Origin of the sequence: Streptodolium elevatio (genome assembly GCF_040649515.1) — a bacterium.
Taxonomy (GTDB): Bacteria; Actinomycetota; Actinomycetes; order Streptomycetales; family Streptomycetaceae; genus Yinghuangia; species Yinghuangia elevatio.
This window is the reverse complement of sequence record NZ_JBEZFP010000081.1, coordinates 12,904-36,325: the sequence shown is the minus strand read 5'-3', so window position 1 is coordinate 36,325 and position 23,422 is coordinate 12,904. Positions and strand designations below refer to the sequence as shown.

Annotated in this window: 22 protein-coding genes; 6 read left to right on the top strand and 16 right to left on the bottom strand. The window is 71.6% G+C overall.

Annotation, left to right across the window (positions count from 1 at the left end; genetic code table 11):
• Positions 1 to 115: 115 nt before the first annotated feature.
• Together glgX and AB0C36_RS27195 are read right to left on the bottom strand one after the other, a co-directional pair.
• The gene (glgX, locus tag AB0C36_RS27200) at positions 116 to 2,251 is read right to left on the bottom strand and encodes a glycogen debranching protein GlgX (RefSeq protein ID WP_358358729.1); all 2,136 of its coding nucleotides are present in this window, start codon (positions 2,249 to 2,251) and stop codon (positions 116 to 118) included.
• Between the two features lie 187 nt (positions 2,252 to 2,438).
• Complete coding sequence (locus AB0C36_RS27195) at positions 2,439 to 2,639, bottom strand: hypothetical protein (protein ID WP_358358726.1); 201 nt, start codon at positions 2,637 to 2,639, stop codon at positions 2,439 to 2,441.
• Positions 2,640 to 3,009: 370 nt separating this feature from the next.
• Between AB0C36_RS27195 and AB0C36_RS27190 the strand changes: the two genes are divergently transcribed.
• The gene (locus AB0C36_RS27190; RefSeq protein ID WP_358358723.1) at positions 3,010 to 4,569 is read left to right on the top strand and encodes a DUF5919 domain-containing protein; all 1,560 of its coding nucleotides are present in this window, start codon (positions 3,010 to 3,012) and stop codon (positions 4,567 to 4,569) included.
• Positions 4,570 to 4,609: 40 nt separating this feature from the next.
• On the opposite strand, the gene AB0C36_RS27185 is transcribed toward AB0C36_RS27190, so the two are convergent.
• Positions 4,610 to 5,140, bottom strand: a complete 531-nt coding sequence (locus AB0C36_RS27185) for a winged helix-turn-helix domain-containing protein (RefSeq protein ID WP_358358720.1) — start codon at positions 5,138 to 5,140, stop codon at positions 4,610 to 4,612.
• 399 nt (positions 5,141 to 5,539) lie between these two features.
• On the opposite strand from AB0C36_RS27185, the gene AB0C36_RS27180 reads away from it, so the two are divergent.
• The gene (locus tag AB0C36_RS27180) at positions 5,540 to 6,151 is read left to right on the top strand and encodes a hypothetical protein (RefSeq protein WP_358358717.1); all 612 of its coding nucleotides are present in this window, start codon (positions 5,540 to 5,542) and stop codon (positions 6,149 to 6,151) included.
• A 21-nt stretch (positions 6,152 to 6,172) separates the two neighbouring features.
• Here AB0C36_RS27180 and AB0C36_RS27175 read toward each other — a convergent pair whose 3' ends face one another.
• The 12 genes from AB0C36_RS27175 to AB0C36_RS27120 all read right to left on the bottom strand — a co-directional run bounded on the left by AB0C36_RS27175 (position 6,173) and on the right by AB0C36_RS27120 (position 17,159).
• Positions 6,173 to 6,799, bottom strand: a complete 627-nt coding sequence (locus AB0C36_RS27175) for a LysE family translocator (protein ID WP_358358714.1) — start codon at positions 6,797 to 6,799, stop codon at positions 6,173 to 6,175.
• A gap of 76 nt (positions 6,800 to 6,875) precedes the next feature.
• Positions 6,876 to 7,772, bottom strand: a complete 897-nt coding sequence (locus tag AB0C36_RS27170; protein WP_358358712.1) for a phosphotransferase enzyme family protein — start codon at positions 7,770 to 7,772, stop codon at positions 6,876 to 6,878.
• A 241-nt stretch (positions 7,773 to 8,013) separates the two neighbouring features.
• Complete coding sequence (locus AB0C36_RS27165) at positions 8,014 to 8,772, bottom strand: sirohydrochlorin chelatase (RefSeq protein WP_358358709.1); 759 nt, start codon at positions 8,770 to 8,772, stop codon at positions 8,014 to 8,016.
• A gap of 153 nt (positions 8,773 to 8,925) precedes the next feature.
• Positions 8,926 to 9,843, bottom strand: coding sequence for an ABC transporter permease (locus tag AB0C36_RS27160; RefSeq protein WP_358358707.1), 918 nt, complete (start codon positions 9,841 to 9,843; stop codon positions 8,926 to 8,928).
• Positions 9,830 to 10,675 carry an ABC transporter ATP-binding protein gene (locus AB0C36_RS27155; protein ID WP_358358705.1) on the bottom strand — a complete coding sequence of 282 codons (846 nt, stop codon included), beginning with the start codon at positions 10,673 to 10,675 and terminating at the stop codon, positions 9,830 to 9,832. The genes AB0C36_RS27160 and AB0C36_RS27155 overlap by 14 nt, the downstream gene beginning before the upstream one ends.
• An 84-nt stretch (positions 10,676 to 10,759) precedes the next feature.
• A complete protein-coding gene (locus tag AB0C36_RS27150) occupies positions 10,760 to 11,896 on the bottom strand; it encodes an ABC transporter substrate-binding protein (RefSeq protein WP_358358703.1) in 1,137 nt (378 codons plus the stop codon).
• Between the two features lie 99 nt (positions 11,897 to 11,995).
• The gene (locus tag AB0C36_RS27145; RefSeq protein ID WP_358358701.1) at positions 11,996 to 13,354 is read right to left on the bottom strand and encodes a sulfate adenylyltransferase subunit 1; all 1,359 of its coding nucleotides are present in this window, start codon (positions 13,352 to 13,354) and stop codon (positions 11,996 to 11,998) included.
• A 1-nt stretch (position 13,355) separates the two neighbouring features.
• On the bottom strand, positions 13,356 to 14,279 hold the full coding sequence (cysD, locus tag AB0C36_RS27140; protein ID WP_358358698.1) for a sulfate adenylyltransferase subunit CysD: 924 nt from the start codon (positions 14,277 to 14,279) through the stop codon (positions 13,356 to 13,358).
• A gap of 67 nt (positions 14,280 to 14,346) precedes the next feature.
• The gene (locus AB0C36_RS27135) at positions 14,347 to 15,045 is read right to left on the bottom strand and encodes a phosphoadenylyl-sulfate reductase (RefSeq protein ID WP_358358695.1); all 699 of its coding nucleotides are present in this window, start codon (positions 15,043 to 15,045) and stop codon (positions 14,347 to 14,349) included.
• Entirely contained in the window at positions 15,042 to 15,263 is a 222-nt protein-coding gene (locus AB0C36_RS27130; RefSeq protein ID WP_358358692.1) for a hypothetical protein, read from the bottom strand. Before AB0C36_RS27130 ends, AB0C36_RS27135 begins: the two co-directional genes overlap by 4 nt.
• Positions 15,260 to 16,945 (bottom strand): nitrite/sulfite reductase, encoded by a 1,686-nt coding sequence (locus AB0C36_RS27125; protein WP_358358690.1) that lies wholly within the window; start codon positions 16,943 to 16,945, stop codon positions 15,260 to 15,262. The genes AB0C36_RS27130 and AB0C36_RS27125 overlap by 4 nt, the downstream gene beginning before the upstream one ends.
• A gap of 130 nt (positions 16,946 to 17,075) precedes the next feature.
• The gene (locus AB0C36_RS27120) at positions 17,076 to 17,159 is read right to left on the bottom strand and encodes a putative leader peptide (RefSeq protein ID WP_358358745.1); all 84 of its coding nucleotides are present in this window, start codon (positions 17,157 to 17,159) and stop codon (positions 17,076 to 17,078) included.
• Between the two features lie 188 nt (positions 17,160 to 17,347).
• Here AB0C36_RS27120 and AB0C36_RS27115 point away from each other — a divergent pair, with 188 nt between their 5' ends.
• Positions 17,348 to 17,863, top strand: coding sequence for a winged helix DNA-binding protein (locus tag AB0C36_RS27115; protein WP_358358687.1), 516 nt, complete (start codon positions 17,348 to 17,350; stop codon positions 17,861 to 17,863).
• A 30-nt stretch (positions 17,864 to 17,893) separates the two neighbouring features.
• Here the strand turns inward: AB0C36_RS27115 and AB0C36_RS27110 are convergent, their stop codons facing one another.
• Positions 17,894 to 19,537 carry an acyl-CoA dehydrogenase family protein gene (locus tag AB0C36_RS27110; protein WP_358358685.1) on the bottom strand — a complete coding sequence of 548 codons (1,644 nt, stop codon included), beginning with the start codon at positions 19,535 to 19,537 and terminating at the stop codon, positions 17,894 to 17,896.
• A gap of 18 nt (positions 19,538 to 19,555) precedes the next feature.
• On the opposite strand from AB0C36_RS27110, the gene AB0C36_RS27105 reads away from it, so the two are divergent.
• The 3 genes from AB0C36_RS27105 to yidD all read left to right on the top strand — a co-directional run bounded on the left by AB0C36_RS27105 (position 19,556) and on the right by yidD (position 23,321).
• Positions 19,556 to 20,845 (top strand): YihY/virulence factor BrkB family protein, encoded by a 1,290-nt coding sequence (locus tag AB0C36_RS27105; RefSeq protein ID WP_358358682.1) that lies wholly within the window; start codon positions 19,556 to 19,558, stop codon positions 20,843 to 20,845.
• A 297-nt stretch (positions 20,846 to 21,142) separates the two neighbouring features.
• Positions 21,143 to 22,294: a ribosome small subunit-dependent GTPase A gene (gene rsgA, locus AB0C36_RS27100; protein ID WP_358358680.1), complete on the top strand. Its 1,152-nt coding sequence runs from the start codon at positions 21,143 to 21,145 to the stop codon at positions 22,292 to 22,294.
• Positions 22,295 to 22,511: 217 nt separating this feature from the next.
• A complete protein-coding gene (gene yidD / locus AB0C36_RS27095; RefSeq protein WP_358358678.1) occupies positions 22,512 to 23,321 on the top strand; it encodes a membrane protein insertion efficiency factor YidD in 810 nt (269 codons plus the stop codon).
• Positions 23,322 to 23,422 lie beyond the last annotated feature (101 nt).

The window sequence follows — 23,422 nt, the reverse complement described above, 5'->3', positions numbered from 1 at the left end:
TCCACGGCCGCCCCTACCGCGGCCGCCCAACCACGGCCGCTCGAAGTCCGCGGCCGCCCGGAAGTCCGCGGTCGGCCACCTCCGTGGCCGACCGCCCCGAGAGCGACCGCCTCCGCTATGACTGCGGGCGCTGGAGTACCGCCATGGTGCGTGCCGGGACGGGCCACTGCTCGCCCGCCCGCACCGTCGGCAGGTCCTTGGGGTCGCGCTGCGCGCAGCCCGCGTCGGCGGTGTCGATGAGCACCTTCCACTCCGTCCCGTGGTTCAGCGGGATGTGGAACGACAGGTCCTCGTGCGACGCGTTGAGCAGCAGCAGGAACGAGTCGTCGGAGATCGGCTGGCCGCGCGGGTCGGGCTCGCTGATGGCCTGGCCGTTCAAGAAGACCGCCAGCGACTTGGCGGTCGCGTCGCGCCAGTCGGCGTCCGTCATCTCATCACCCGAAGGGGTGAACCACGCGATGTCCGACAGGTCGTCGTGTGTGCCCTGTACCGGGCGTCCGTGGAAGAAGCGGCGGCGCCGGAACACCGGGTGCTCGTGCCGCAGCCGGGTCAGCATCCGGGTGAACGCGTGCATGTCGCCCGGCGGCTCGTCGCGGTCGCCCTTGTCCGGCCAGTGCACCCACGCCAGTTCGCTGTCCTGGCAGTACGCGTTGTTGTTGCCGCCCTGGGTGCGCCCGAACTCGTCGCCGTGCGAGATCATCGGCACGCCCTGCGACAGCAGCAGCGTCGCCATCATGTTGCGCTGCTGCCGAGCCCGCAGCGACAGCACCGCCGCGTCGTCCGTCTCGCCCTCGACGCCGCAGTTCCACGACCGGTTGTAGCTCTCGCCGTCCCGGTTGTCCTCGGCGTTCGCCTCGTTGTGCTTGTCGTTGTACGACACCAGGTCGCGCATCGTGAAGCCGTCGTGGCACGTCACGAAGTTGATGGAGGCGATCGGCCGGCGGCCGTCGTCCTGGTACAGGTCGGACGAGCCGGTCAACCGCGAGCCCAGTTCGGCGAGGGTACGCTCCTCGCCGCGCCAGAAGTCCCGCACCGTGTCGCGGTACTTGCCGTTCCACTCGGTCCACAGCGGCGGGAAGTTGCCGATCTGGTAGCCGCCCTCGCCCAGGTCCCAGGGCTCGGCGATCAGCTTGACCTGCGACACGACGGGGTCCTGCTGCACGACGTCGAAGAACGACGACAGCCGGTCGACCTCGTGGAACTGCCGCGCGAGTGTGGCGGCCAGGTCGAAGCGGAAGCCGTCGACGTGCATGTCGGTGACCCAGTAGCGCAGCGAGTCCATGATGAGCTGCAGCACGTGCGGGCTGCGCATCAGCAGCGAGTTGCCGGTGCCCGTGGTGTCGAGGTAGTAGCGCTTGTCGTCGGCGAGCCGGTAGTAGGACTGGTTGTCCAGGCCCCGGAAGGACATCGTCGGGCCCAGGTGGTTGCCCTCGGCCGTGTGGTTGTAGACGACGTCGAGGATGACCTCGATGCCCGCGGCGTGCAGGGCCTTGACCATCGACCGGAACTCCTGAACCTGCTGCCCGCGCTCTCCCGTCGAGGAGTACGCGTTGTGCGGCGCGAAGAAGCCGATGGTGTTGTAACCCCAGTAGTTCCGCATCCCCAGACGGGTGAGGCGGTGGTCGTGCACGAACTGGTGCACCGGCATCAGCTCGATGGCGGTGACGCCCAGGTCCTGCAGATGGTCGATGATCACCGGATGGCCCAGTGCCGCGTACGTCCCGCGGATCTCCTCGGGCAGCCCCGGGTGCAGTTGTGTGAGGCCCTTGACGTGCGCCTCGTAGATCACCGTGTCGTGGTACTCGATGCGCGGCGGCCGGTCGTTGCCCCAGTCGAAGTAGGGGTTCACGACGACCGAGGTCATCATGTACGGGCCGGAGTCGCCCTCGTTGGGCAGGTCCGGATGGTCGAACGAGTAGCCGTACACGGCCTCGTGCCACTTCACTTCGCCGGACACCGCTTTGGCGTAGGGGTCCAGCAGGAACTTGTGGGGGTTGCAGCGGTTGCCGTCGACGGGCGAGAAGGGGCCTTCCACGCGGTAGCCGTACCGCTGTCCCGGCTGTACGCCGGGCAGGTACGCGTGCCGGACGAAGGCGTCGGCCTCTCGCAGTTCGACCCGGTTCTCGGTGCCGTCCTCGTCGATCAGGCACAACCACACGCGCTCGGCGGCCTCCGAGAAGACCGCGAAGTTCGTGCCGGCGCCGTCGTAGGTGGCGCCCAGCGGATATGAGCGTCCAGGCCAGACCTGCATGGGGAACCTGTCGTGTCGAGTCGGAGGGCTCGAGCGGACGTCGGTGGACCGGGGGCGGGTGGACCACCGCCGCGCGAGCGTGGGCAGAGGTATCCTCGCGTACCTTGCCCGGTCGGCGCGCGCATGGCGGGCAGCCTTCCCCCGGATGGGTGGCTGCCGACGGTTCCCGGCCCCGGTCGAACGGTCGTCAGATCCAGTCGAGCAGTTCGGCGGCCAGCATCTCCTGGGGGCACGGCCAAGCCGAACCACAGGTGCAGGTGTCCGGACCGCCGGCCGGATCGTTGGTGCGGTGGTGGCAGTCGAAGATCTCGGCGACAACGTGCCGGTACCTGTCGAACTCTTCGTCGATGCCCGTCATGTGGGCAGTCCCGCTGGGTGTGGCGATCATGGCGACCTCCTGGTGCCACGGTTTCCTGAACTTACATACGCACGCAGGCCGCCCTTGGTTCTGTCCGGGCATGCCGAAGACGCGAGTTGAGGGAGCACCCTCACCGGTTTCCTACCGGTCCGTGGACTGTTGGCAATGATTGCCGAGGGAGACCAACAATCATTGTTTTGATGCGCTGTGGCAAGGCCGTGTCGCGCGGATTAAGTCCACTGGGCGCAGCCCGGACTGCCGTAACTGCGCGTACCGTTGACGCGCGTATACGGCGGGTCGGCCCGTGCGCCTGAAGTACGCTCGACCGGTTCCGGGTGATCGCCTTGCCGCGAGGTCCGCGCCGGCTCGGGCGCGGCGCGGCGGGTGGGCTGGACCGACCATGCGATTGGGGACGCTGATGACCGACCTGGGCCCGAACCCGCCTGCCCCGGAGCCGGACGACCTGCCGGACTCCGGGCGGGAGGGAGCGGACAGGCCGCACGGCCCGGCGGACGACCTGCCGGACCCGACGGTGCCCGAGGACCCCGTGCCCGGCGGCGGGTCCGACAGCGGCGCCAAAACCGGCGAGAACACCCCGGAGGGCCCCGGCAAACCGGTCGGCGGCACCGGCCGCACGGCCCGGGCGGTCGACGTGGGCCCCGGGGCCGCGACGGGCGGCGGCGCCGGCGACCCGGGCGGCAGCCGCCCCGGCCAGGGCAACGGTTCGCGCGTGCCCTTCCCGTCGCCGCGCAGCGCCGCGGACGACGGTCTGCTCCCGCTGCTGGACGGCAGCGGCCCGCCGCCGCCCGAGGGCCCCGGTCCGGCCGTCCCCGACCCCGCCGACCCCGGCGACCTGTCATGGGCCGAGGACGACTGGAGCGACGCGCTGATGCGGGCCCGTCGGGCGGGCCGGGCGTACGTCTACCTCAACCTCGTCGAGCAGCGCCTGCGCGCGGTGGTCCGGGAGGTCCTGCAACCGGTCTACGGGACCGTCGAGACCGCCGCGTACGACGACGGCGCGTGGGTCGTCGCCGCGGCCGGCCCCACGCAGAGCGAATGGGTCGAACGCGCCGAGGCGGTACGCGAGATGAGCCGCCGCCGGGGCTACATCGTGGACCCCGCCGACGACGACCTCGTGGCGTTCCTGACGCTGCCGCAGCTGCGCGAGCTGCTGGTGCGCAACTGGTGGTGCTTCGCGCCCTACCTCACGGACCGCCGCTCGCTCGAACGGGCCCTGGAGGAGGTCGAGATCGGCCGCCACATCGTGGCCCGCAACCGCGTCCTGTCACCGGACGTGCTGCGGCAGGTCGAGCGCGCCTGCACCCGCGTGCTCGCCGAACTCGACGGCCGCCTCGGCCGCCACGCCGGCGAACGCCTCGCGCTCGACGCGGTAGAGGAGCTGTTCTCGGGCCGCTACGGCGACTTGGTCGCGGTCTTCCCCGACCGTTCGTCGCTGCAACGGAAGTTGCCCTTCGCCGACCTGGTGGGCGAGGCGACTGCGATCGACGCCATGGGCGTCTCGCTCAACCTGTTGTGCCAGAACTACTCGGGGCGCGAACTGCACCGGCTGGCCGCGGCCGGATGCCACATGCGGCTGCTGTTCCTCAACCCCGCGGGCGACGCGATGCGCCAGCGCGAGAAGGACGAAGGGGTCAAGCGCGGGATACTGTCGCGGCTGACCACGCTCAACATCCTGCACGCCCGCAAGATCCGGGCGAAGCTCGCCGAGCCGGGCCGCATCGAGATCCGGCTCTACGAGGAGACGCCGCGCTTCAACGCCTATCTGGTCGACGGGGACGCCGCGGTCGTGCAGCCGTACCTGCGGCGCTCGCGCGGCGTCGAGTCGCCGTCCTTCGTGATGCGCTCGGGGAACGACGCGGTCGACCCCCGGCGCGGGCTGTTCACCTTGTTCCAGGAGGAGTTCGACCAGTTGTGGGAGGCCGGCAAGCGCACCGCGTGACGCCGCGCCCGCCGACCTCCCCGCGTCGGTTGCGCGAACGTCACACGGAGGGCAGGTACTTGTACCCCACGCGGTGCACGGTGGACAGGCGGCGCTTGTGCCGTCCGCCGACCTTGCGCCGCAGGCGCGCGACGTGGACGTCGACGGTGCGCCCCTCACCCGAGTCCGGGTAGCCCCACACCGCGTCCATCAGCTGACGCCGCGTGAACACGCGCCGCGGGTTACCCAACAGGTGCGCCAGCAGCCCGAATTCGAGGTACGTGAGCTGGAGCACGCGGTCGTCGACCGTGGCGGTCCGCCCCGACAGGTCGAGGCGGAGGCCGTCGTCCTCCAGGACGATGTCGGCGACTTCGGTGTAGTCGGGTACGGCGTGCAGCGTGCGTGTCGGGAGCGCGACCACCGGGGCCGCGGCGGACAGGTGAGCCGCGGGCCGAGCGGCCGGGTGAGCGGCAGGGTGGACTGCGGGGTGGACTGCCGGATTCGCGGCCGGGTGCGCGGCGGCCGGATAGGCGGGGGCCGGGTAGGCGGCGGTCGGGTAGCTGGTCCGGGCGGCGGAGACGGCGTGCGTCATGGGTCGATGTCCCTTCGGGTACGCCGTTCGAGCGCACGTCGCGGCGGCGCGCGCAGGGGCGCGCGTACCTTCCGCGGTGCGGCTGTTCGGTCGGCGTGGATCGGAAGCCCGGCCGCGGTACGGCGGCGACAGGCGGAAGCTCGGGAAACGGAGGGTCGGACGGCTCAGGGGTGACGGAACGTCAGCAAGCCGGACACACGCAGCTGCACACGCGGCAGAAGTCCACCGCGCGTCGCCGGGTCAGGGTCCTCCGATGCATGGGCACCATCCTAGGCGACCATGTGGTGTCGACGCATCAGCCGGTCCGAGTCGTGAGACCGACGCGGCGGTCGGCAGTAAGGTACTGCGCACCACGGCGCGTCGATCACCGGCTCCGCGCCGGAAACCGGGGGTGCGGTCATGACAGGTGTCCCGTACGGCATCGAGGTGTCGTCGGAGCCGGCCATCCGCCATCCGGGTGTGCGGGAGAAGCTCAACTCCTCGCGCCGGTCCGGACGTTCGTTCTCCTTCGGCTGCACGGCGGTGTTCGCCGCGCTGGCCGCCGGGGCCTTCGTGGCCGCGGCGCTGTGGTCCGGTGTGATGGCCGTCGTCGGCGGCGTGCTCGTAATCGTGGTCCTGGCCGGGGTCGTGGTCATTGCCGCGTCCGGGGCGGAGGACCGCCACTTGAGCCGCGTCCTGAACGCGTACACCTGGCAGGCGTGGCCGGCGCGCTGGGCCGTCGACGCAGAGGAAGGCACGCTGTTCGCCGATCTGGAGAGCACCGACGGCCGCACCGTACGCATGGCCGTGCCGGATCTCGGCGACGACGTCTTCGGCGACCGAGCCGACGGCGAGCACCTGTGGTTCGCGGGCGACGCCCGGTTCGGCGGTGTCCTTGCGAGGCCTGGCGTGCCCACGTGGATTGTCTCCGTGATGCGGGAGACCCTGGGCGATGAACCGGGCTCCGAACTGGCCGACCGCACCGCGCGGGAAGCGAAGCTCATGCCCAAGGGCAGACATCCCGCCCGGTGACCGTCGGCCGCCTGACGCCGGTCAGCTCTCCACGGCCATGCGCACGCCCAGCAACAGCAGTACGCCGCCGGAGACCTGCTCCAGGCGCTTGCGCACGCCCGCGCGCGAGATGACGCCCTTCATGCGCACGACGAACCACACGTACAGGCCGTAGTAGCCGATCTCGAAGACCGCCCACAGCGCGGCGAGGGCGACCATCGTGGGCAGTTGCGGGGCGTCGGACGGTACGAACTGCGGCAGGAACGACATCGCGAAGATCGCCGCCTTGGGGTTCGCGAGGTTGACCACCAGGCCCATGCGGTACGACGCCCAGCCCGACCGCGCCGCCGCCTCGTCCCCGTCCCCTTCCGCGGCCCCGCCCTTGCGCCGCCACGCGGCCCGCAGCGTCTGCACGCCGAACAGGATGAGCACACCCGCGCCGACGATCCGCATGACGTCGTAGGCCACCTCGGAAGCCGCCAGCAGCGCGGTCAGCCCGAATGCCGCCACCACGCCCCACACGAACACGCCCGTCTCGTTGCCGAGCACGGTGAGGAAGCCCGCCCGCTTGGAGCGCAGCGACTCCTTGATGATGAGCATCGTGCTCGGGCCCGGCGCGGCGGCGACGACGATGCAGGCGCCGAGGAAGGCGATCAGCGTGGTCAGCATCCGCTCATGCTCGGCCCGCCCCGCACCCGTGTCCAGCGAAAATCCCGCGACGCCCGAAGGCGCGGGGCGCGACGGGTCAGAACGCGTGCCAGCGGGAGGTCGTGTCGCCGGTGCGCAGGCAGCGCACACGGTGCTCGAACTCCTCCTCCGCGGACGGATTGCCCGGCACGTGCTGCGCGACCCACGCCGTGGCGGCCAGCTCGCGCACGGCGCGCAGCACCGGGTAGCCGTCCCACCCGGTCACGTCGAAGCCGTACTTCTTCGCGAAGCGTTCCGCCTCGCCCTCCGGGAGGCCGTAGCGCACGGCCGCCATCGGGATCAGCATGAGGTCGAGTTCGCGCAGGTCGTGCGCGACGTTCTCGAGGTCGAGCAGCATCGCCCGGCCGCCGTGCACGCCGACGTTGCGCAGCAGCGCGTCGCCGTGGATGACGCCGGGCGGCAAGGCGGGCACCACGCGGGCGTACGCCTCGGCCAGTTCATCCCGGCGGGACAGCAGGAACCGCCGGTCGTCCAGGTGCACCGCGGCGTCGGCCGAGTCGAGCCAGGTCTCGACGAGCGCGAGCGGCTCGCGCGGCGGCAGCGCGAACGGCGGCTCCGGCAGCGCGTGCAGGCGCTTGAGCAGCTTCGCGAGGTCGCGTACGTCCGGCTCCCGGTCGGCCGGCGGCAGCAGCTCCCAGAACGTCACCGGCCGTTCCGACACCACCAGCGGCTCCGCGGCCACCTGGACCGCGGGACGCACCGTCGGGAAGTCCTCCTCGGCGAGCCAGCGGGCCACCGCCATCTCGCGCCGGGCGCGCTCGAGAAGGTGCGCACCGCGCGCGATGCGTGCCACGACGCCGACGCAGGGCAGCGCGAAGACCGCGTTCTCGCCGTAGGCCAGCAACTCGGCCGCGTCGGCCGCGCCGGGGTCGATCCCGGCCGTGTTGCAGGCGCGCGCGAGAACCGTCCGCTCCACCGCCGCTGTGTCGATCACCGGAAGATGGTACTGCCGTGCGTGGTGTCCTCCGCCGCACTTGCGGGTTCTGGCTGGCCCGGCGGCGGGACCGTGACGCGACCGCAACACCGGGGCCGACCAGTGCACTTGCCGTGGCGGCAACATCCGGATCGCGCGGTTCCGGGACAACTCGGGAGCGATCCGACCATTCCGTACGCCTACGTATGGGGGCGTGCCGCCGGACGACTGCGGGCGGGCAGCGTGGGTCGGCCCGGAGCCGCTACGCCGAGCGGTCGAGGGCGGGCCGCACGGTCTCGTCGTACCGCGCCAACGCCAGCGCGCCGGCCTCGGGCGTGTCGCCGACCGTGCCGGTGACCACGTCGGCCCCGGCCTCGCGGGCCTGGCGGACGATGCGGTCGGGGAGGTGTCCGGGGGCCAGCATGTAGGAGGCCACCACTATGCGGTCGAAGCCGGTACGGCGCAGGTCGCGTACCGCTTCGCCCACCTCCGGGCTCACCGCGGACGCGAACGCGGTCACCACCGAACCCCACCCGGAACGCCGCCAGCCGCGCGCGAGTTCGGTGAGCGCGGCGTTGGCCTGCGCATCCGTCGACCCCGCCGACGCGAGCACCACGCCGCAGGCCTCGTCACCGGTCCGGACGCCCGCCTCGCGCAACCGCCGCTCCATCGCCGCGACCAGCAGTGGGTGCGGCCCCAGCGGTGCCGCGGCCCGCACGTCGAGGCGCAGTTGCCGTCCCGCCGCGAGCATGGCCGGCACATCGTGCTTCGCGTGGTACGCCGACGACAGCAGCAGCGGCACCGCGACCGCCTCGCGTACGCCCTCCGCCGCCAGGTCCGCGAGCGCCTCCGGCACCCGCGGACCGCAGTGGTCCAGGTATGCCGCCGCCACGCGCACCCCGGGACGCGCCCGCCGGACGCGCGCCACCAGAGCCTCGACGGTCGCGGCGTGGCGCGCGTCCCGGCTGCCGTGCGCGATCGCGAGCAGCGCCGGTGCGGCGGTGGCGGTGGTGCGGTTCATGTCCTGCGTCTCGTTCGTGGTCGGTGGTCGGTGGTCGGTGGTCGGTGGTCGGTGGTCGGTGGTCGGTGGTCGGTGGTTCGTGGTTCGTGGTCCGTGGTCCGTGATTCGTGGTTGGCGTGCGTGGTCCGCAGGCGTCGGTCCCGGGGAGCGGGCCTACTTGCCGACCAGCAGACCCCGCTGACGCAGCACGAGCTTCTCCAGCGGAGAGAAGAACAGCAACTCGATGCCGATGCCGACCAGCAGGATCAGGAACACGGCCGTGAGCATCATCGGCATGTCGCCCAGATCCCGGCCCTGGTTCATCAACTGCCCGAGGCCGTACCCGAGGTCCGGGGACGCCGCGATCAGCTCGGCGGCCATCAGCGAGCGCCAGCTGAACGCCCAGCCCTGCTTGAGCCCCGCGAGGTAGCCGGGCAGCGACGCGGGGAGCAGCACGTGCCACACGCCCAGCAGCCCGGTCGCGCCGAGCACCCGGCCCGCCCGGATGAACAGCGGCGGCACCTGGTCGACGCCCGAGATGATGCCCTGCGCGATCGACGGCACCGCGCCCAGCAGCACGACCGCGTAGATCGCGCTGTTGTTGAGGCCGAACCAGATGACCGCCGGGGGGACCCAGGCGACCGAAGGCAGCGACTGGAGGCCGGACAGCAGCGGGCCGATCGCCGCCCGGATCCAGCGCACCCGGGCCACCAGCAGGCCGAGCGGCGTGCCGATCGCGATGGCCATCAGGAACCCGAGGAACGCGCGCTTGAGGCTCACCCACAGGATCGAGTGCACCTCCCCGGCGTTCCACTGCACCATGAAGGCGTCCCAGACGTCCTTGGGACTCGGCAGCGCGTAGCGCGGCTTGACCTCGGCCCAGTAGGCGATCTGCCACACGAGCAGCAGGAACGCGATGGCCAGGATCGGCGGGCCGACCTTGCCGAGCGCGGTGCGCCACAGCGGGGTGCGGTCCTTCTCGTACGTCTCCAGCGCGTCGAGGCCCGCCTCCAGGCCGGCCACGTCGTCCGAGGTCGCGGGGCCGGGGCGCGCTTCCTCCCCGACCGACTTCGTCAGGTCAGTGCTTGCCATGGCGGCGGATCTCCCCTCGGAGCTCTTCGGTGATCTCGATCGACAGCGCCGAGACGTCCGGCGACTCGATGCGCCGGGGCTGCGGGATGTCGATGGTCCACTCGCGGGCGATGCGCCCGGGGCGGGAGGACATCAGGACGACGCGCTGCGCCAGGCGTACCGCCTCGCGCACGTTGTGCGTGACGAAGATGACGGAGCGGCCGCCCGCGACGGAGTCGCCCGACTGCCCGGCGGCCCAGATGCGGGTGAGCTCGTCGTGCAGCACGTCGCGCGTGATGGCGTCCAGCGCCGCGAACGGCTCGTCCATCAGCAGCACGTCGCCCGACTGCGCAAGGGCGCGGGCCAGCGCGACGCGCTGCCGCATGCCGCCGGAGAGTTCGTGCACGCGCTTGTCGTACGCCGTCTCCAGGCGCACCAGCGCGAGCAGCTTCTGCGCCTCCTCGCGCCGCTGCTCGCGCGGCACGCCGCGCAGCTTCAGCGCGAGCTCGACGTTCTTGCCGGCCTTGAGCCACGGGAACAGCGCGTGCTCCTGGAACATCAGCGCCGGGCGGCCACCGCGCACGTCGATGGTGCCCGCCGTGGGCTTGTCCAGGTCCGCGACGAGGTTGAGGAGCGTCGACTTGCCGCAGCCCGAGGCACCGAGGAGGCAGACGAACTCCCCGGGTGCCACGGTCAGATCGATGTTGTCGAGCACCGGCGGACCGTCCGCGCGGCCGAAGACCTTGGACACCTTGGACAGGCGGACGGCGTACGCGTCGGTGCCCCCGGTGCCGCTCGCGCCGGGCGCGGGGGAGTCGGCCGTGACCGGCTGCTCGTGCACTGTCTGGGACATCGCGTCCACCCTTCCCGGTGGTTTTCGCCGCTGTTCGGAACCCGGGGCGGGGACGGGCCGGCCAGAGCCCGCCCCCGCGGCCCGCTACTTCTTGGTGCCGAGGCCCGCGTCGGCGACAGCGGGCTTGCCGCTCGCCGTCAGGAGCTTGTTGAGGATCGCCAGGTCGTAGATGCCGTTGATGTCGGCATCCTTGGTCACGCCGACCTTGACGCCGTCGTCCTTGAGCTTCAGCAGCGACGCGGCAAGCGGGTCGTTGGTGACCTCGATGTTCGGCCAGGCGGCGTCGATGACGGCCTGCGGCAGTTCCTTCTTGGTGTACTCCAGGAGCTGCGCGTTGACGGACGCCTTCGCCTTGTCCGCGTTCGCATTGATCCACTCGGTGGTGGCCAGCTGGCCGCGCAGCAGCGCCTCGACGGTGTCGGGGTGCTTGTCCAGGAAGTCCTTGCGGACGATCAGGTTCGTGGTGACGAACTTGCCTTCCGGCCACAGCGTGCGCTCGTCGACCAGCACCTTGCCGCCGGCCTCCTGCACGAGGCGGGTCGCCCACGGCTCGGGCAGCCAGCCGCCGTCCAGCTCGCCGCTCTTGAACAGCGCGAGGGTCTGGGCGTTGTCGGTCGGCACGATGCTCACGTCGCCGCCGCCCCGCGTGTCGGTCTTGAGGCCGTTGGACGCGAGCCAGGCGCGGACCGCGACGTCCTGCGTGCCGCCGAGCTGCGGCGAGGCGATCTTCTTGCCCTTGAGGTCGGCCGGGCCGTTGATGCCTGCCTTCACGACCAGCGAGGCGCCGCCGGACGTGGTGCCCGCGACGATGCGCAGCAGCTCGCCGTTGGTCGAGGTGAAGCCGGAGATCGACGGGTTCGGGCCGATGTACGTGGCGTCCAGCGAGCCGCCCTTCAGCGCCTCGATGGCCGCGGGGCCGGCGTTGAAGACCGTCGGGGTGATCTTGGTGTTACCGAGCTCCTTGGCGTAGAAGCCCTCCTTGAGACCGACCAGCGGCGTGGCGTGCGTGACGTTCGCGAAGAAGCCGAGGCGCAACTCGGAGGCCGAGTTGGACTTGGCCGCGGTGGAGGCGCCCGGGGACTGCTGGGCGGCCGCGGGGTCGGTCTTCTTGTCGTCGTCCGAGCCGTAGCCGCAGGCGGACAGCAGGGCGAACACGGGGACGATTGCGACGGCTATCGCGGTTCGTACCGATCTGCGGCGTTGGAGACGGGCAGCAGGCATGAGGGACCTTCCCTGGGTGACCGTGCAGGGGCACGGAAGTCGGTGGGCGTGAAGGGGACGTGAGCTACGGACGTCTGCCGGATCCCGGGGCGGGATCGGCTAGAGACATCGCTCCGCAGCGGGGTCCGCGTCGCCGCGCCGACCGGAGTCCACGAACGCCGGACCGGCCATGCCGGCCGTCAGGGTCGAGCCGTCCGCCTCGTCGATGAGCAGGAAGGAACCCGTGCGGCGGCCGCCCGCGTACGGGTCGAGCGCGAGCGGCTGAGCCGTGCGCAGCACCACGTGGGCGATGTCGTTCGGGTGCAACTCGCCCGGGGAGGGCTGCTGTTCGAGCGTCTGGATGTCGACGCGGTAGGGGATCTCCTTCACGATCGCCTTGACCGTGCGGGTCGTGTGCTTGAGCAGTACGCGGTCGCCGGGCCGCAGCGGCTTGTCCGCGACGTGGCACACCGTGGCCTCGATGTCCTGCGTGGCGACCGGCGCGTCCTCGGCCGGGGCGATCAGGTCGCCGCGCGAGACGTCGACGTCCGTCGACAGGCGGATGGTGACCGACTCGCCCGCCTGCGCGCGGTCGACGGTCGCGCCGAGCCGGTCGATGCCCTCGATCGTGGAGCGCGAGCCGGACGGCAGCACCACGACGGGGTCGCCGGTGCGGAACACGCCGGACGCGACCTGGCCCGCGTAGCCGCGGTAGTCGCGGAACTCGTCGTCGCTCTGCGGGCGCAGCACGAACTGCACCGGGAAGCGGGCCGGTCCCTGCTCCTCTTGGCCGCCGGTCCCGACGGTCTCCAGGAACTCCAGGAGGGTCGGGCCGCCGTACCAGTCCATGTGCGCCGACGGGTCCACCACGTTGTCGCCGCGCAGCGCCGAGACCGGGATCGTGGCGACGTCCGGCACGCCCAACTCGCGGGCGAACGCGGTGAATTCGTTGGCGACCGAGGCGAAGACCGCCTCGTCGTAGTCGACCAGGTCCATCTTGTTCACGGCGAGGACCACGTGCGGTACGCGCAGCAGCGCCGCCACCGCGGCGTGCCGGCGCGTCTGCTCCACCACGCCATTGCGGGCGTCCACCAGCACGACGGCGAGTTCCGCCGTCGACGCGCCGGTCACCATGTTGCGCGTGTACTGCACGTGCCCCGGGGTGTCGGCGAGGATGAACCGGCGCTTGGCGGTGGCGAAGTAGCGGTACGCCACGTCGATCGTGATGCCCTGCTCGCGCTCGGCGCGCAGCCCGTCGGTGAGGAGGGCGAGGTCGGCCTCCTCCATGCCGCGGTCCCGGCTGACCCGCTCGACGGCCTCCAACTGGTCGGAGAGCACCGACTTGGAATCGTGCAGCAGGCGGCCGACCAGCGTGGACTTGCCGTCGTCGACCGACCCGGCGGTGGCCAGGCGCAGCAGGCCGACGGGCGCGTCCACGGTGTCCTCCGCGGCGGCCGTACCGGAGTTCTGGCTGGTCATCTTAGAAATATCCCTCGCGCTTGCGGTCTTCCATCGCGGCCTCGGACAGCTTGTCGTCCGCGCGCGTGGCACCCCGTTCGGTCAGTCGGCTCACCGCGATCTCGGCGATCACCTCGGCCACCGTGGCGGCCGGGGAGTCCACGGCTCCGGTACAGCTCATGTCGCCGACGGTGCGGTAGCGCACGACGCGGCGCTCGACCGTCTCGCCGTCCTTCGGGCCGCCCCACTCGCCCGGGGCGAGCCACATGCCGTTGCGCAGGAACACGTCGCGCTCGTGGGAGAAGTAGATCTCCGGGAGCGGGATCTCCTCGCGCTCGATGTACTGCCACACGTCCAGCTCGGTCCAGTTGGACAGCGGGAAGACGCGGACGTGCTCGCCGACGCGGTGCCGGCCGTTGTAGAGGTTCCACAGCTCGGGGCGCTGGCGGCGCGGGTCCCACTGGCCGAACTCGTCGCGCAGCGAGAACACCCGCTCCTTGGCGCGCGCCTTCTCCTCGTCGCGGCGTCCGCCGCCGAAGACGGCGTCGAAGCGGTTCTTCTCGATCGCGTCGAGCAGCGGCACCGTCTGCAGCGGGTTGCGCGTCCCGTCGGGGCGCTCGCTGAGGCGGCCGTTGTCGATGAACTCCTGGACGTGGCCCACGTACAGGCGCAGCCCGTGCTCGGCCACCGTGCGGTCGCGGTACTCGATGACCTCGGGGAAGTTGTGGCCCGTGTCGACGTGCAGCAGCGCGAACGGGATCTGCGCCGGCCAGAACGCCTTGCGGGCCAGGTGCAGCATGACGATCGAGTCCTTGCCGCCGGAGAAGAGGATCACCGGCCGCTCGAACTCGCCCGCGACCTCGCGGAAGATGTGCACGGCCTCGGCTTCGAGGGCGTCGAGGTGGCTGAGCGCGCCGGGCGCGGAGAGTTCGACCGCGGTTGTCACTTCCGCCTCCAGGGGGTGGAGCAGGGGTTAGGGCAGGTCGTCGGGTGGTCGGTGCGGGGGCCGCGCATCAGTGGATCCCGCACTCGGTCTTGGCGCGGCCGGCCCAGCGGCCCGCCCGTGGGTCCTCGCCGGGTGCCACGCGGCGCGTGCAGGGCTCGCAGCCGATCGAGGCGTACCCGTCCATCAGCAACGGGTTGGTGAGGACGCCGTGTTCGAGGATGTACGCGTCGACCTGGTCCTGGTTCCAGCGCGCGATCGGGGAGATCTTGACCTTGCGCTTCTTGGCGTCCCAGCCGACTACCGGCGTGTCCGCGCGCTCCGGGGAGTCGTCGCGGCGCAGGCCGGTCGCCCACGCGTCGTAACCGTCCAGGCTGGTCTGCAGCGGTGCGACCTTGCGCAGTGCGCAGCACCGGTCGGGGTCGCGGTCGTGCAGCTTGGGACCGTACTCGGCGTCCTGCTCCGCGACGGTCTGGCGCGGCGTCAGGGTGATGACGTTGACGGGGTAGACGGCGGCGACCGCGTCGCGTGTGCCGATCGTCTCGACGAAGTGGTAGCCGGTGTCCAGGAAGACGACGTCGATGCCCGGCTGCACGCGCGAGGCGAGGTGGGCGAGGACCGCGTCCTCCATGGACGAGGTGACGCACCAGCGGGGACCGAAGGTCTCCGAGGCCCAGGCGAGGATCTCCTCGGCGGTGGCGTCCTCGAGTTCGCGTGCGGCGGTCAGGGCGAGCTGCTCCAACGCCTCGTCCGTGTGGGTCGCGGTCACTGCCCCTCCTTCGCTGAATTCGGTATCGGGCCGGCGGCGGTGCCATCGGCGGGTGCGGCCGCGGAGGCCGGGGCCTCCTGGAAGACCAGGCCGAGGTACTTCAGGGTGAACGCGCGGCGGCACGCCCCGCAGAGCCAGGCTCCGTGGCCCTCTTCGTGGGGCCGCAGATCCTCGTCGCCGCAGTACGGGCAGTAGAAGGGCGCCGCGCGTTCCGTCACGAGAGATCCGCCTCCGTGGCGCGCGCGGCCCACTGGGCGAAACGCTCGCCGTCCGTGCGCTGTTCCTCGAACCTGCGGACGACGCGCTCGACGTAGTCGGGCAGTCCGGCCGCGGTCACCTTGAGGCCGCGGACCTTGCGCCCGAAGCCGGGGTCGAATCCGAGGCTGCCGCCAAGGTGGACCTGGTAGCCCTCGACCTGGTTGCCGTCGTCGTCCAGGACCAACTGGCCCTTGAGGCCGATGTCGGCGACCTGGATGCGCGCGCAGGCGTTGGGGCAACCGTTGATGTTGATGGTGAGCGGCTGGTCGAACTCCGGGAGGCGCTGCTCCAGTTCCTCGATGAGGGTCTGGCCGCGGCCCTTGGTCTCGACGATCGCGAGCTTGCAGAACTCGATGCCGGTGCAGGCCATCGTGCCGCGCCGGAACGGGCTGGGCTTGACGCGCAGGCCGAGGGCCTCCAGGCCGTCGACGAGCGAGGCGACCTTGTCCTCGGCGACGTCGAGGACGAGCATCTTCTGCTCGACGGTGGTGCGTACCCGGTCCGAGCCGTGCGCCTCGGCCAGGTCGGCGATCTTGCCGAGCGTGGCGCCGTCGACGCGGCCGACGCGCGGGGCGAAGCCGACGTAGAAGTTGCCGTCGGTCTGGCGGTGCACACCGACGTGGTCGCGCCACACGCCGCTGGGCTGGGCGGGCGCGGGGCCGTCGACCAGCTTGCGCTCGAGGTACTCGTCCTCGAGGACCTGGCGGAACTTCTCCGGCCCCCAGTCGGCGACCAGGAACTTCAGACGCGCGCGGTTGCGCAGGCGGCGGTAGCCGTAGTCGCGGAAGATGCCGATGACGCCTTCCCAGACGTCCGGGACCTCCTCCAGCGGCACCCAGGTGCCGAGGCGTACCGCGAGCTTGGGGTTCGTCGAGAGCCCGCCGCCGACCCACAGGTCGAAGCCCGGGCCGTGCTCGGGGTGTTCGACGCCCACGAACGAGATGTCGTTGATCTCGTGCGCCACGTCCAGCAGCGGCGAGCCGGAGATCGCCGACTTGAACTTGCGCGGCAGGTTGGAGTACTCGGGCTTGCCGATGTAGCGGCGGTTGATCTCGTCGACGGCCCACGTGCCGTCGATGATCTCCTCCTCGGAGATGCCGGCGACCGGGGAGCCGAGGACGACGCGCGGGGTGTCGCCGCACGCCTCGGTGGTCGACAGGCCGACGCCTTCGAGGATGTTCCAGATCGCCGGGACGTCCTCGATGCGGATCCAGTGGTACTGGACGTTCTGCCGGTCGGTGATGTCGGCGGTGCCCCGGGCGTAGCGCTCGGAGACCTCGGCGACCGCGCGCAGTTGGGCGAGGCTGAGGCGCCCGCCGTCGATGCGCACGCGCAGCATGAAGTACTCGTCGTCGAGCTCGTGCGGCTCCAGCACACCGGTCTTGCCGCCGTCGATCCCGGGCTTGCGCTGCGTGTACAGGCCCCACCAGCGCATGCGGCCGCGCAGGTCGCTGCCGTCGATGGAGTCGAAGCCGCGGTGCGCGTAGACGTTCTCGATCCGGGCGCGGACGTTCAGACCGTCGTCGTCCTTCTTGAACTGCTCATTTGCGTTGAGCGGCTCGCGGTGGCCGAGCGCCCACTGGCCCTCGCCGCGATGGCGGGAGGTCTTGCGGGGTCCGGCGGCCGAGGAGGAGGTGGCCATCAGCGTCCTTTGACGGGGTGTCAGGTGGACGCGCGCCGCACGCGGCGGTCCCGCTCCGCACCGTTTCGGCGCATGGACGCAGGCTGCCGGTACGACCGCGCCCGGCAGTGAGTGGAGCGGGCGGTGGTCGTCAGACCGGCATACAGAACGCGCTGGACATGCGTCCGAGGTCGACATGCAGTCGACCAACGAGGGCGATTCCGGCGCGAGACATGCGGAAAGGTTGGCATGGAGTCGTCATGTCGTCCATCTTCGTCCGCGATTCGAGCGCTCATCCCAAAATATGGACAGTGAGTCTCATTATTTGGGACGATGGGTGATTTGCCACGATTGACAGGTGCCCGGAGTTGCCAATGCGGAGTGTTTGGTTACGGTACCGGAGGCGCTAAGGAGCTGATTGACGTGTCCGGAGACCTGCTCGACCGGCCTGAATGTCGACATGACGACCGCGATGACAGTGCGCGCGGCGACGAGCGCGACCACCGCGAGACCTCGGTCGAGACCCTGCGGTACGCCCTGAACGGCTTCCTGTCCGCGGTCCGCGCCGACCGCCTCGCGCGTACCGCCGGATCTGACTCGCCGCAGGTGCAGCGGCACCGCATCCTCGTCACGCTGGCCGACGAACTGGACCTGGACCCCGCGACCCTGGCGAGCGTGGTCGGCATGCCGCTCGCCCACGTCAGCGGACTCCTGGAGGCCCTCGGGCGCGAGGGCCTGGTCGAGGGCGTGCGCCCCGGGCGCGGGCGGGGCGGGACCGTCGCCCGCCTCACCCCCGCCGGACTGCGCGCCCTCGACGAACTCGACACCGGCTTCCGCAAGCACTGGGAAGCCACCGTCGCCGACCTGCCCGCCGCGGACCTGCTCACCGCGGCCCGCGTGATCAGCCGTCTGACCGGCGTCATCGTCCCGGCACGCTGACGCCGCGCGGGAACCGGCCGGCCTTCCGGGTCAGCCGCCGACCGGGTGCGGCCGGGCCCGGTCCACGATCTGGCGCACCTCGACACCGCGCGGCAGCGTCCCGAACATCAGACCGCCCTCACCGCCCAACCGCCCCGCACAGAACGCGTCGGCCACCTCGGGCGGCGACCAGCGCAGCACCAACGACCCCGAGAACAACAGCGCCATGCGCTCGATCAGCCGCCGCGCCCGCACCTCCATGTCGTCCAGGTCCGACAGCTCGACCAGGGAGTCCTTGACCGCCGCGTCGAACCGGTGGTCCGCGCCGCGCGCCTCGCCCACCTCGCGCAGGAAGGCGTCCAGGCACTCGGGCGCCCGGCGCAGTGCCCGCAGCACGTCCAGCGCCTGGACGTTCCCGGAGCCCTCCCAGATCGCGTTGACGGGCGCTTCCTTATATATGCGCGGCATGCCGCTTTCCTCGACATAGCCGTTGCCGCCCAGGCACTCCATGGCCTCGGCCGCCACCGCGATGCCGCGCTTGGTCGTCCAGTACTTGGACACCGCGACCGCGATGCGGAACAGCGCCTGCTGCTGCGCGTCCTCCGCGCGGTACGCCGCCGCGAGCCGCATCGCCATCAGCGTCGTCGCCTCGGACTCCACCGCCAGGTCGGCCAGCACGTTCGTCATCAGCGGCTGGTCGATCAGCGCCCGGCCGCCCACGTGCCGGTACGCGGCGTGGTGCGTCGCCTCCGCGACCGCGCGCCGCATCAGCGCCGCCGAGCCGATCGTGCAGTCCAGCCGCGTCGCCGCGACCATGTCGATGATCGTGCGCACGCCGCGGCCCTCGTCGCCCAGCCGCCGCGCCCAGGTGCGCTCGAACTCCACCTCGGACGAGGCGTTCGAGCGGTTGCCGAGCTTGTCCTTGAGCCGCTGGAGCAGGAACACGTTGCGGGTGCCGTCCGGCAGGACGCGCGGCACCAGGAAGCACGTCAGCCCGCCGGGAGCCTGCGCGAGCACCAGGAACACGTCGCACATCGGCGCCGAGCAGAACCACTTGTGCCCGGTCAGCTCGTACTCGCCCTCGGCGGCCAGCGGCACCGCCTCGGTGGTGTTGGCCCGGACGTCGGTCCCGCCCTGCTTCTCGGTCATGCCCATGCCGGCCAGGCAGCCCGGCTTGGTGCCGGGCGGCAGCAGGAGCTGGTCCCCGTACACGGTCGAGGTGAGGCGCGGCTCCCATTCGGCGGCCAGCGCGGGGTCGGTGCGCAGCGCCGGGACGGCGGCGTACGTCATCGACACCGGGCAGCCGTGGCCGCCCTCCGCCTGGCTCCACGTCATGAAGCCGGCGGCCCGCCACACGTGGGCCTCCGGTCCGGGGTCGGACCACGCGGTGCCGGCCAGCCCGAAACCGACGGCGGTGCGCATCAGCGAGTGCCAGGCCGGGTGGAACTCCACCTCGTCGACCCGGTTCCCGTAGCGGTCGTGGGTGTGCAGCACGGGAGTGACCGTGTTGGCCTGCCGGCCCCACTCCTGCGCGGTCTCTGATCCTGCGAGAACGCCCAAATCGTGCAGGCGTTCCACATCGGCGGACGGTGCATGCCTGCGTACGGCCTCGACCAGTACCCGATCCGAACCGAAGACGTCATATCCGGTCAGCGGGGGCGGCTGGTTGGCGACCACGTGGGTAGGACGGCCCATTCCCGATACTTTAGAACCGTGGCAGCGGACAAGAAAGAACGGTCGCCGGTCCGCGGTCCCGGCCGCATCCGGTTGCGGAGCGCACTCTGGCGGATAGTCCGCGAGACGTTCATCTCGTGTTACGAGAACCGGGTCACCGGCCTGGCCGCGGAGGCCGGCTTCTTCATGCTGCTGTCGCTGCCCCCGCTGCTGCTCGGCCTCGCCGGGACCATCGGCTACCTGCAGGGCGCCATCGGCCAGGACACCATCGACGGCCTCAAAGAGGACATCATCGACGGCAGCGGCAGCGTGCTGTCGCAGAAGAGCGTCGACCAAGTCGTCGTCCCGCTCGTCAACGACGTCTTCTCGTCGGGCCGCGCGGACATCATCTCGGTCGGCTTCGTCATCGCCCTGTGGTCCGGCTCGCGCGCGCTCAACGTGTACGTCGACACGATCACGATCATGTACGGCCTGTCCGGCAAGCGCGGCATCGTCAAGACCCGCCTGCTGTCCTTCAGCCTGTACGTCGTCGGCCTGGTGCTCGGCATGTTCCTGATCCCGCTGCTGCTGGCCGGGCCGGAGCTGGTGGTCAAGGCGTTCCCGCACTTCGCGGGCACGGTCCACATCCTGTACTGGCCGGTGCTCGTCATCCTGTCGGTCTGCTTCCTCACCACGCTCTACCACGTGTCCGTCCCGGTCCGGACCCCGTGGCGCGAGGACATCCCGGGTGCGCTCGTCGCCCTGCTGCTGTGCATCCTCGGCAGCTTCCTGCTGCGCGTGTACCTGGCGACCACGGTCGACGGACCCAGCGTCTACGGCTCGCTCGCCGCACCCGTCGCGGTCCTGGTGTGGATGTACTTCGCGGCGATGGCGATCCTCATCGGCGCCGCCATGAACGCCGCGATCGACCAGGTCTGGCCGAGCCACGAGACCGCGCAGGCGCGTGCCGAGGCGGAGAAGGAGCGCGCGGCGGCGGAGATCGCCAGCGCGATGGCGACCGTACGCCGGGCCGGTCGGCACCGCGGTCTGCCGGAGGACTGGGACCCGTCCGCCAACGACGACACCGTGGACCTGATCGCCCCCGATCCGGGCGCGGACGACGGCGAGCCGCCCGCGGAGTTCCCGGAGCGCTGGGCCAACTACGCGCCCCCGCGCGGCAACCGGCCCGAGGGCCGCAACGGGACACGCCGGCTGGACGCCGGTTCGCCCCCGGTGCAGATGCCGACCGGGCAGACTCCGCCGGGGCTTTCGCTGGACGAGCAGCTGTGGCCGCCGGTACGGCCCACATCGGGTCCGCCGGACGAGCACTTCCGCAACGACCCCCGGTGAGCAGAGGGCAACTGCGAGCCGAGGACAACTGCGAGGCCGGTCGGCCATCGGCGCAACGGGACTGCCTCGTGGGGGGCGGCTGTCGTATACTCGGTGAGGCCCACGGGCCCTGGACCTGTCGAGGACGAGACGAAGAGGAGGTGGAGACCGTGATGGCACACGTCACCTGGATGACGGCTGTCGGTGTCGACGGCCCTCCCGCATCCGTCTCATTCCTCCGGGTCCCGGCCGCCGCCTAGCGCTGCCAACCAGCCGCGTCGGCTTCATCAGGGACCCGCATCGAAGGGTCCTTCTCTCTTGTCTTCCGAGTTCTCCGAGCCTTCCGGGCTCTCCCAGTTCTCGCAGTTCGACCAGTTCTCCGACCGATTCTCCGACCAGTCCTCCCACCCGTTCTCCGGCTCCCCGGAGACGCCGGGCGTCCTCGCCGCGCTCGGGCTGGACGCCGACCGTGCGGCCGAGTTCGCGCCGTACACCGACCGCGGTCTGGTGGCCGGGCGCGTCTCGCGCGTCGACCGCTCGACGTGCGACATCGTCACCGGCCACGGCACGCTGCGGGCCGCCCACGGTTCCGGGCCGCTGCCGTGCACAGGCGACTGGGCGGCCGTCGCCGTCGTCGGCACCCCGAACGACGAGCCGGTCATCGAGGCGCTGCTCGACCGGCGTACCGCGTTGACCAGGTCGTCGGCGTCGGGGCGTTCCGAGGGCCAGGTGCTGGCGGTGAACGTCGACGCCGTGCTCATCGTCGTCCCGCTCGACATCGAACCCGACCTGGGCCGCATCGAACGCCTCCTGACGGTCGCGTGGGACTCCGGCGCCCGGCCGGTCGTGGTCCTCACCAAGGCCGACACGGTCGACGACGCGGACGACGTCCGGGCGGACGTCGAGGCGGCCGCGCCCGGCGCGGACGTGATCGTGGTCAGCGCCGTCACCGGCGAGGGCGTCGAGGTCCTCGGTGCCATCGCGGCGGGGCAGACGCTCGCGCTCATCGGCACCTCGGGCGCGGGCAAGTCCACTCTCGCCAACGCCCTCACCGGCGCCGGACTGGCGACCGGCGAGGTACGCCAGGACGGCAAGGGCCGGCACACCACGACGTGGCGCGAGCTGATCCCGTTGCCGGGCGGGGGCGTTCTCGTCGACACCCCCGGGCTGCGCGGTATCGGCCTGTTCGACGTCAACGACGGCCTCGACATGGCGTTCTCCGATGTGGAGGCGTTCGCCGAGGAGTGCCGCTTCGCGGACTGCGGCCACGTCGCCGAGCCCGGGTGCGCGGTTCTGGAGGCCGTGGAGACCGGGGCGCTGCCGCACCGCCGCCTGGAGAGCTACCAGAAGCTGCGGCGCGAGGCGGACTGGATCGCCTCGCGTACCGACTACCGCCTGCGGGCGGAGCGGGCGCGGCAGTGGAAGGTGATCCACAAGGAGATGCGCCGCAACCCGTCGCCGAAGAAGTAGGCGGCGAGGCGGGCGGCCCGGCGTAGCGGAACACGGGGGTGAGCGGCGGCGGACGGACGTGTCCGCCGCCGCTCTGCCGTGTCCGCGGCGGTGCCGTGCCTGCCCGGCCGCCTGCGGGAACCGGAACGGCCACTTGCGAACTCTGGTGGGTTACCGGGTTGGATGGGACCTGCCCGGTCGCGATCTGCACGGAGAACCACACTCGGGGAGGCAAGGCGTGTCTCACGCGAATCCGAACAACCCGTACGGCGGGGGACCCCATGGGGGCAACCCGTTCGGTCCGGGCGGTCAGCAGCCGGTGCAGCACCGGCGGGACTGCCGCGAGCCGTTGCGGAATCCGTGCCAGAACCCGTGCAACGACGACGGTGACAGCGAGATCGTCGACGCGTTCAGTGAGATGTCCGGCGGTGGCGGCGGCAGCGGGGGCGGTCGTGGCGGGGGCCGCGACGGTGCCGGGGGCGACCGGCCGTACGACAACGGGCCTTCGGGTGACCCGGTGCCCAACACCGGTAGCGGCGGCAGCGGCCAGGGCGGTGGCGGCGGGGGCAAGGACGGTTGCGGCTGCATGCCGGGCGGCGGCGGCGGACGCGGTGGTGGCGGAGGCGGTCGCGGTGGTGGCAGCGGAGGCGGGGGCGACGGCTGCGGATGCGACGGCTGCCTGATCGTGATGGTGCTCACGCTGCCGTTCGTCGCGCTGTGGTCGGTCCTGCGCGCCCTGGTCGGGAAGCGCCCGGTACGCCCGGACACGCCCGCGAAGCCGCTGTCGACGGTCGACAGCGTGCTGCCGAACGGCCGGGCCGCGCGCACGATGTTCCGTGCGGTGCGCTGGTACCGCCGCAACGTCAGTCCGCGCCGGGCGGCGCCGGTGTGCCGCTACACGCCGAGTTGCTCGACGTACGCCGCGACCTCCTTGCAGCGCCACGGCGCCTGGCGCGGCGGCCGGATGACGCTGCGCCGGCTCTCCCGCTGCAACCGCAGCCACCCGGGCGGCCACGACCCGGTCCCGGAGGCGGGCGCGGTCCGATAGGCCGCCGCGCGGGCACCCCCTCGGGGCCAGGGGATTCGTGGGCGGCCCGGCGGGCAGACACACGCGCTTACCGAGTGGTAGCAAGGGAGGCGCAGGAAGCG

Coding starts and splice junctions, on each gene's coding strand:
- glgX (WP_358358729.1), bottom strand. CDS start 2,251: ATGCAGGTCTGGCCTGGACGCTCATATCCGCTGGGCGCCACCTACGAC.
- AB0C36_RS27160 (WP_358358707.1), bottom strand. CDS start 9,843: ATGGCAAGCACTGACCTGACGAAGTCGGTCGGGGAGGAAGCGCGCCCC.
- AB0C36_RS27150 (WP_358358703.1), bottom strand. CDS start 11,896: ATGCCTGCTGCCCGTCTCCAACGCCGCAGATCGGTACGAACCGCGATA.
- AB0C36_RS27125 (WP_358358690.1), bottom strand. CDS start 16,945: ATGGCCACCTCCTCCTCGGCCGCCGGACCCCGCAAGACCTCCCGCCAT.
- AB0C36_RS27120 (WP_358358745.1), bottom strand. CDS start 17,159: ATGTCTCGCGCCGGAATCGCCCTCGTTGGTCGACTGCATGTCGACCTC.
- AB0C36_RS27155 (WP_358358705.1), bottom strand. CDS start 10,675: ATGTCCCAGACAGTGCACGAGCAGCCGGTCACGGCCGACTCCCCCGCG.
- AB0C36_RS27195 (WP_358358726.1), bottom strand. CDS start 2,639: ATGATCGCCACACCCAGCGGGACTGCCCACATGACGGGCATCGACGAA.
- AB0C36_RS27165 (WP_358358709.1), bottom strand. CDS start 8,772: ATGAACCGCACCACCGCCACCGCCGCACCGGCGCTGCTCGCGATCGCG.
- AB0C36_RS27180 (WP_358358717.1), top strand. CDS start 5,540: ATGACAGGTGTCCCGTACGGCATCGAGGTGTCGTCGGAGCCGGCCATC.
- AB0C36_RS27175 (WP_358358714.1), bottom strand. CDS start 6,799: ATGCTGACCACGCTGATCGCCTTCCTCGGCGCCTGCATCGTCGTCGCC.
- AB0C36_RS27185 (WP_358358720.1), bottom strand. CDS start 5,140: ATGACGCACGCCGTCTCCGCCGCCCGGACCAGCTACCCGACCGCCGCC.
- AB0C36_RS27110 (WP_358358685.1), bottom strand. CDS start 19,537: ATGGGCCGTCCTACCCACGTGGTCGCCAACCAGCCGCCCCCGCTGACC.
- AB0C36_RS27145 (WP_358358701.1), bottom strand. CDS start 13,354: ATGACCAGCCAGAACTCCGGTACGGCCGCCGCGGAGGACACCGTGGAC.
- AB0C36_RS27190 (WP_358358723.1), top strand. CDS start 3,010: ATGCGATTGGGGACGCTGATGACCGACCTGGGCCCGAACCCGCCTGCC.